The following is a 7,703-nucleotide window of genomic DNA, read 5'->3' on the forward strand; positions in this document are numbered from 1 at the left end:
GAACACGGGTGCCGGCCAGCGGCGTCCCCGTGACCGCAGTCACCGAGACCGCGCGGAAGAACGGGCGACCCAGTACCGTTGTGCAGAGCGTCGGTGTGTCCAGTGTCCCCGGGCCTCACCTAAATTGCCTTCGCGGAATACCGTCCGGCTGGAGCCGCGTCGCGCCACTCGCCGAGAGGCGACCTGCACACCGACGCCCAGCGGCGCCTCGGCCATCCGGCCGGGGCGCCGCTGTTTTCGCGCCCCGGGCCGTGAGCCCCCACCGGCCGGGGCGGGCTGTTTCGCGCCTCGGGTCGCGGGCACCATGCGGCTGGCCTAATGTTCAAAAGGTCAGCTACCGGCCACGCCGGGAGGAGGTGCGCCGCGATGGGTCTGAAGACCTTCATCCAGGGTTGGCCGGTCTACCGGCAGCTCACCGGCACCGACCCGCTGGGCCGGGGCGCCGCCGCGCAGTCGGCCCGCTCGGCGGCGCTGACCGCGCGCACCGAGACCGCCGACAGCATGGCCCGGTCGGTCTGCCCCTACTGCGCGGTGGGCTGCGGGCAGCGGGTGTTCGTGAAGGACGGGCAGGTCACCCAGATCGAGGGCGACCCGGACAGCCCGATCTCCCGCGGCCGGCTCTGCCCGAAGGGCTCGGCCAGCAAGAGCCTGGTGACGAGCCCGCTGCGGCAGACCAAGGTCCGCTACCGCCGGCCGTACGGCACGGAGTGGGAGGACCTGGACCTCGACGTCGCGCTCGACATGATCGCCGACCGGATCCTCGCCGCCCGCGACGAGACCTGGGAGGACGTGGACGACCAGGGCCGCCCGCTCAACCGGACGCTGGGCATCTCCAGCCTGGGCGGGGCGACGCTGGACAACGAGGAGAACTACCTCATCAAGAAGCTGTTCACGGCGATGGGGGCGCTCCAGATCGAGAACCAGGCCCGTATTTGACACTCCGCCACCGTCCCCGGTCTGGGGACCAGCTTCGGTCGCGGCGGCGCGACGGACTTCCAGCAGGCGCTGATCAACTCTGACGTCATCGTCATCCAGGGCTCCAACATGGCCGAGGCCCACCCGGTGGGCTTCCAGTGGGTGATGGAGGCCAAGAAGCGGGGCGCCAAGGTCTTCCACGTGGATCCCCGGTTCACCCGGACCAGCGCGCTCGCCGACACGTACCTGCCCATCCGGGCGGGCACCGACATCGCGCTGCTCGGCGGCGTGGTGCGGTACATCCTGGAGAACGAGCTGGACTTCCGGGAGTACGTGCTGGCCTACACCAACGCGGCCACGATCGTCAGCGACGACTTCCGCGACACCGAGGACCTCGACGGCCTCTTCTCCGGCTTTAATCCCGAGACCCGGGCGTACGACCAGAGGAGCTGGCAGTACGTGGGGCAGGAGCGCCGCGGCGGGGCCGCGGACACCGGCATGGAGCGGGAGACCGCGGCCGCGCTGCGGCACGAGTCGCACGGCATGCCGGTGCCCGGTCAGACCACGCGGGACGAGACCCTGCAGGATCCCCGCTGCGTCTACCAGATCCTCAAGCGGCACTTCGCCCGCTACACGCCGGAAATGGTCGAACGGGTGTGCGGGATCCCGCAGGAGAAGTTCCTGGAGCTGGCCCGGGCCTGGACGGAGAACTCCGGCCGGGAGCGCACCGGCGCGCTGGTCTACTCGGTGGGCTGGACCCAGCACAGCGTCGGCGTGCAGTACATCCGCACCGGGGCCATCATCCAGCTGCTGCTGGGGAACATGGGCCGCCCGGGCGGTGGCATCCTGGCGCTGCGCGGGCACGCCAGCATCCAGGGCTCGACCGACATCCCCACGCTGTTCAACCTGCTGCCGGGCTACCTGCCGATGCCGCACCACGCCCAGCACCCGACCTACCGCGACTGGGTGGACGCCATCCGCCACCCGGGCCAGAAGGGCTTCTGGGGCAACGCCGACGCCTTCGCGGCGAGCCTGCTCAAGGCGTACTGGGGCGACGCGGCGACGCCGGAGAACGACTTCTGCTACGGCTACCTGCCCCGGATGACCGGCGACCACGGGACGTACCAGCAGGTGCTGAACATGATCGACGGCAAGGTGAAGGGCTACTTCCTGCTCGGCCAGAACCCGGCGGTCGGCTCGGCGCACGGCAAGGCCCAGCGCCTCGGCATGGCCAACCTGGACTGGCTGGTCGTCCGCGACCTGTTCATGATCGAGAGCGCCACCTTCTGGCGGAACAGCCCGGAGGTGGAGACCGGCGAGATCGTGCCGGAGGAGTGCCGCACCGAGGTGTTCTTCCTGCCCGCTGCCTCCCACGTGGAGAAGGAGGGCACCTTCACCCAGACCCAGCGCCTGCTCCAGTGGCGGGAGAAGGCCGTCGACGCGCCCGACGACTGCCGCTCGGAGCTGTGGTTCTTCTACCACCTCGGCCGGGTGCTGCGGGAGAAGCTGGCCGGCTCCACCAAGCCCCGCGACCGGGCCCTGCTCGACCTGGCCTGGGACTACCCGACGCACGGCCCGCAGGCCGAGCCGAGCGCCGAGGCGGTGCTCAAGGAGATCAACGGCTACGAGGTGGCCACCGGCCGCCCCCTGAGCGGGTTCCCGGAGGCCAGGGCCGACGGCTCCACCGCGGTCGGCTGCTGGATCTACTCCGGCGTCTACGCCGACGGCGTCAACCAGGCCGCCCGCCGCAAGTCACGGCACGAGCAGGACTGGGTGGCCGCTGAGTGGGGCTGGGCCTGGCCGGCGAACCGGCGCACCCTCTACAACCGCGCCTCCGCCGACCCGGACGGCCGGCCGTGGAGCGAGCGCAAGAAGTACGTCTGGTGGGACCCGGACAAGGGCGAGTGGACCGGCTACGACGTGCCGGACTTCGAGAAGACGAAGGCGCCGACGTACCGGCCGCCCGAGAGCGCGACCGGCACCGAGGGGATCGCCGGCGACGACGCCTTCATCATGCAGGGCGACGGGAAGGGCTGGCTCTTCGCGCCCGCCGGCGTCATCGACGGGCCGCTGCCGACGCACTACGAGCCCGTCGAGTCGCCGCTGCGCAACCCGATGTACGGCCAGCAGGCGAACCCGGTCCGCAAGGTGTACGAGACCCCGGTGAACCGGATGAACCCGAGCCCGCCGGAGCAGCACAGCGAGGTGTTCCCGTACGTCTTCACGGTCAGCCGGCTCACCGAGCACCACACCGCCGGCGGCATGAGCCGCTTCGTCCGGCCGCTGTCGGAGTTGCAGCCGGAGATGTTCGTGGAGGTCTCGCCGGAGCTGGCCGCCGAGGTCGGGCTGGCCCACCTCGGATGGGCGCACCTGGTCACGGGCCGGGCGGCGATCGAGGCCAAGGTGCTGGTCACCGACCGGCTCACCCCGCTGCGGGTGGAGGGCCGGGTGATCCACCAGGTGTGGCTGCCGTATCACTTCGGCCGCGAGGGCCTGGTCACCGGCGACTCGGTCAACGACCTCTTCGGGATCACGCTGGATCCGAACGTGCTCATCCAGGAGAGCAAGGTGGGCACCTGCGACGTCCGTCCCGGCCGTCGGCCCACCGGTGCGGCCCTGCTCGACCTGGTGGCCGACTACCAGCGGCGCGCGGGGCTGACCCCGGAGCACCGCAGCCCGATCATCACCACGGAGGCCGGCGCGGACGGGAGCCACGGATGAGCCTGCTGGAGGGCAACAGCCTCTACGGACCGCTCGACCCCGCGCCGGACGCCGGCTGGACCGATGGCGAGCCCCGGGTGGGCTTCTTCACCGACACGAGCGTCTGCATCGGCTGCAAGGCGTGCGAGGTGGCCTGCAAGGAGTGGAACGACGTTCCCGCCTCCGGCTTCGACCTGCTCGGCATGTCGTACGACAACACCGGCGCGTTGACCGCCAACTCGTGGCGGCACGTCGCCTTCATCGAGCAGCCCCGCCCGGCCGGGCACCGCACCCCGCCGTTCGCGGGCGAGCCGGTCGGGGAGGCGGTCAGCCCGGCCAGCGCGGCGGCCGCCGCCGGCACGGCGCAGGACACCGGCACCGACCCCGGCCTGCCACCCGGTCAGCCGGAGGCCGCCGCGCGGATGGCCGCCGGGCCGGAGTTCCTCGGCATGCCCGGCGCCCAGCCGCCCGGCAGGTCCACCGGCGCCGAGACGCGCACCGACTTCCGCTGGCTGATGATGTCGAACGTCTGCAAGCACTGCACCCACGCCGCCTGCCTGGACGTCTGCCCCACCGGGTCGCTGTTCCGCACCGAGTTCGGCACGGTCGTGGTGCAGGAGGACATCTGCAACGGCTGCGGCTACTGCATCTCCGCCTGCCCGTACGGCGTGATCGACCAGCGCAAGGGCGACGGGCGCGCGTGGAAGTGCACGCTCTGCTACGACCGGCTCGGCGCCGGGAAGACGCCGGCCTGCGCACAGGCCTGCCCGACCGAGTCGATCCAGTTCGGGCCCCTGGACGAGCTGCGGGAACGCGCCGCCCAGCGGGTGGCGCAGCTGCACGACCGCGGTGTGCCGGAGGCCCGCCTCTACGGCCACGACCCGACCGACGGCGTCGGCGGCGACGGCGCGTTCTTCCTGCTCCTCGACGAGCCGGAGGTCTACGGCCTGCCGCCGGATCCGGTGGTCACCACCCGGGACCTGCCGAAGATGTGGAAGCGGGCCGGGCTGGCCGCCCTGGCCATGACGGCGGCGGCCGTCGCCGCGTTCGTCGGAGGTTCATCGTGAGTCCGGACCGCCCGGTGGGCGACCTGTTCCGCCGCTTCCGTGACCGGCTCGCCGTCGAGGGCCCGCACCGGGAGCGCGGCAGCCGGGCTACCGCCTTCGACCCCGGCCCGGCCCGGACCGACGCCGGGGCCCGGGAGGCCGGCCTCGCCCCGTATCCGCCGCGCGATGTCGAGCCGGCCGGGCGACCGCGCCGGCGCGGCGGCCGGGGCGGCGAGCAGCTCAATGTGCCACCGGCGACGTTCACCTCCTACTACGGGCGGCCGATCCTCAAGGCGCCGGTGTGGAAGTGGGACATCGCCGCGTACCTGTTCACCGGCGGTCTCGCGGCCGGGTCGTCGCTGCTGGCCGCCGGCGGGCAGCTCACCCGGCGGCCGGCGCTGCGCCGTGCCGGCCGGGTCACGTCGCTGGCGGCGGTCAGCGCCAGCGCGTACTTCCTCGTCAGCGACCTGGGCAAGCCCAGCCGGTTCCACCACATGCTGCGGGTGGCGAAGCTGACCTCCCCGATGTCCGTGGGCACCTGGATCCTCACCGCCTTCGGGCCGGCCGCCGGTGTGGCGGCGGTCGCCGAGGCCGCGCCCTGGCTGCCGGAGCGCGGGCTGCTCGGGCTCGGCCGGAGGCTGCTGCCGCCGACCGGCAACGCCGCCGGTCTGGTTGCCGCGGTCACCGCGCCCGCCCTGGCCACGTACACCGGGGTGCTGCTCGCCGACACGGCGGTGCCGTCGTGGCACGAGGCGTACCCGGAACTGCCGGTCATCTTCGCGGGCAGCGCGCTGGCCAGCGGGGCCGGCGTCGGGCTGCTGGCCGCGCCCACCGGGCAGGCCGGGCCGGCGCGGCGGCTCGCGGTGGCCGGCGCGGCCCTGGAGCTGTGGGGCGCGCACCGGGTGGAGACCCGCATGGGCCTGCTCAGCGAGCCCTACGCGACCGGCACGGCCGGGAAGCTGCTGCGCGCCGGGCGGGCGCTCACCGCCGCCGGGGTGCTCGGCGCGCTGGTGGGTCGCCGCAGCCGGTTGCTCTCCGGGCTCTCCGGCGGCGCGCTGCTCGCCGCCTCGGTCTGCACCCGGTTCGGCATCTTCCACGGCGGAGTCACCTCGGCGAAGGACCCGAAGTACACCGTCGTGCCGCAGCGGGAACGCGCGCAGCGGCGGGCAGACCAGCAAACACACATCAGCGGGCCGGGCGCCGGCCCGAACGGGGGATAGGCAGGACAGGCGCCGGCCCATGAGCCGATACGGGGGTACCGCTCATGGCCACAACAGCCGCTCGTTCGCGGGGGAATCCACCACCGACACGGGGCCGATGGGGCCTCGTGATCGCGGCCGTGCTCGTCCAGCTCGCGCTGGGCGCCGTCTACGCGTGGAGCGTGTTCAACAAGCCGCTCCAGGCCGAGTTCGGCTGGAGCAAGGCCGAGGTGGTGCTGCCGTTCGAGGTGGCCATCGGGACCATCTTCATCGGCAGCCTGGTGGGCGGGCGCATCCAGGACCGGCGCGGGCCACGGCCGGTGGCGCTGGGCGGCGGCATCCTCTACGCCGTCGGGACCATGCTCGCGTCGCTGGTGTCGTCGAGCGACCAGCTGTGGCTGCTGCTGCTCACCTACGGGGTGCTGGGCGGCATCGGGCTGGGGGCCGCGTACATCACGCCGATCGCCATGCTCAGCAAGTGGTTCCCGGACAAGCGCGGGCTGATCACCGGCATCGCCGTCGCCGGCTTCGGCTTCGGCGCGGTGATCACCGCGCCGGTGGCGAAGGCGCTGCTGGCCGGCACCGACCACAAGACCAGCGTCTTCCTGCCGCTGGGCATCGCCTACCTGGTCGCGGTGCTGCTGGGCGCGTCCTTCTTCCGCGACCCGCCGGCCGGCTACCAGGTGCCGGGCTTCACGCCCGCGGTCGGCGGCCGGGCCGTCGCCGGCACCCGCGTCTACACCTTCGGCGAGGCGCTGCGCACCCGGCAGTGGTACCTGCTCACGCTGATCCTCGCGCTCAACGTGACCTGCGGCATCGCGCTGATCTCCCAGGCCGCCGACGCCGCGCAGGCGGTCGCCGGGGTCGGCGCCGCGACCGCCGCCGGACTGGTCGGCGTCCTCGGCCTGTTCAACGGCGGCGGACGGGTGGCCTGGGCGTGGCTGTCGGACCGGATCGGCCGGATGCCGGCGTTCATCGGCATGCTCGCCCTGCAGGGCGTCTGCTTCCTGATCCTGCCGCACGCCTCCGCGTTCTGGCTCTTCGCGGCCCTCGCCGCCCTGGTCTACCTCGCGTACGGCGGCGGCTTCGGCACCATGCCGGCGACCGCCGCCGACTACTTCGGCACGCCGAACGCCGGCGCCATCTACGGGGCGATGATCGTGGCCTGGAGCATCGGGGGAGTGGTGGGTCCGCTGCTCACGGCGCTGCTCTACGACGCCAGCGGCAAGAGCTACACGCTGCCCTTCACGGTGATCGGCATCCTCGCCTTCGTCGCGCTGGTCCTCCCGCCGATCACCCGCCTGCCCACCGCACCGGGCGAGCCACGACCCCACTTCCAGACGCCCGGTCCCTGATCCGGTGCCGGTCCGGCCCTCGTCGGGCGGCCGGAGATCACATGTGGTTAGGTGCTGGGTGGAGGCGTTCAGGCGGCTGGTGCCCCTCCCGGTCTTCAAAACCGGTGTGGTCCGGGACCCGGGCCAGGCGGGTTCGATTCCCGTCCGTCTCCGCCAAGCCCTGGGAGACCCGATGCGTGACGTCGACCCGCGGCGGCGGGTGCCCCGTACCGACGCGCTGCTCGCCGACCCGGCGCTGGCCGCCGCGGCCGGCACGCTCGGGCGCGAGCGGGTCAAGGCCGCGATCGTCCGGGCCCAGCAACGGGCCCGCGCCGGCGAGTTGACCCCCGAGCAGGTACGCGACGCCGCGCTGGCCGACCTGCCCGCGCCGACCCCGCGGGCGGTGCTCAACGCCACCGGCGTCGTGCTGCACACCAACCTGGGCCGGGCCCCCCTTCCCGCCGCGGCGGTCGACGCGCTGGTGGCCGCCGCCGGGCACACCGACGTGG

4 protein-coding genes, 1 tRNA gene and 1 pseudogene are annotated in these 7,703 nt (G+C 73.2%); all 6 read left to right on the forward strand.

What is annotated here, in order from left to right; genetic code table 11:
• Window positions 1-366: 366 nt before the first annotated feature.
• Entirely contained in the window at window positions 367-3,636 is a 3,270-nt protein-coding gene (gene fdh / locus FXF50_RS28910) for a formate dehydrogenase (RefSeq protein ID WP_255510250.1), read from the forward strand.
• 2 nt (window positions 3,637-3,638) lie between these two features.
• On the forward strand, window positions 3,639-4,682 hold the full coding sequence (locus FXF50_RS28915; protein WP_148432099.1) for a 4Fe-4S dicluster domain-containing protein: 1,044 nt from the start codon (window positions 3,639-3,641) through the stop codon (window positions 4,680-4,682).
• Entirely contained in the window at window positions 4,679-5,881 is a 1,203-nt protein-coding gene (nrfD, locus tag FXF50_RS28920) for an NrfD/PsrC family molybdoenzyme membrane anchor subunit (RefSeq protein WP_148432097.1), read from the forward strand. The genes FXF50_RS28915 and nrfD overlap by 4 nt, the downstream gene beginning before the upstream one ends.
• A 107-nt stretch (window positions 5,882-5,988) precedes the next feature.
• Window positions 5,989-7,215 (forward strand): OFA family MFS transporter, encoded by a 1,227-nt coding sequence (locus tag FXF50_RS28925; RefSeq protein ID WP_222866125.1) that lies wholly within the window; start codon window positions 5,989-5,991, stop codon window positions 7,213-7,215.
• Between the two features lie 60 nt (window positions 7,216-7,275).
• Window positions 7,276-7,371: transfer RNA gene (locus FXF50_RS28930), tRNA-Sec, on the forward strand.
• Between the two features lie 16 nt (window positions 7,372-7,387).
• Window positions 7,388-7,703: pseudogene (locus FXF50_RS28935) on the forward strand (L-seryl-tRNA(Sec) selenium transferase); the annotation flags it as partial.

This window comes from Micromonospora sp. AP08 (genome assembly GCF_008085935.1).
In the GTDB taxonomy this organism is placed as follows: Bacteria; Actinomycetota; Actinomycetes; order Mycobacteriales; family Micromonosporaceae; genus Micromonospora; species Micromonospora chersina.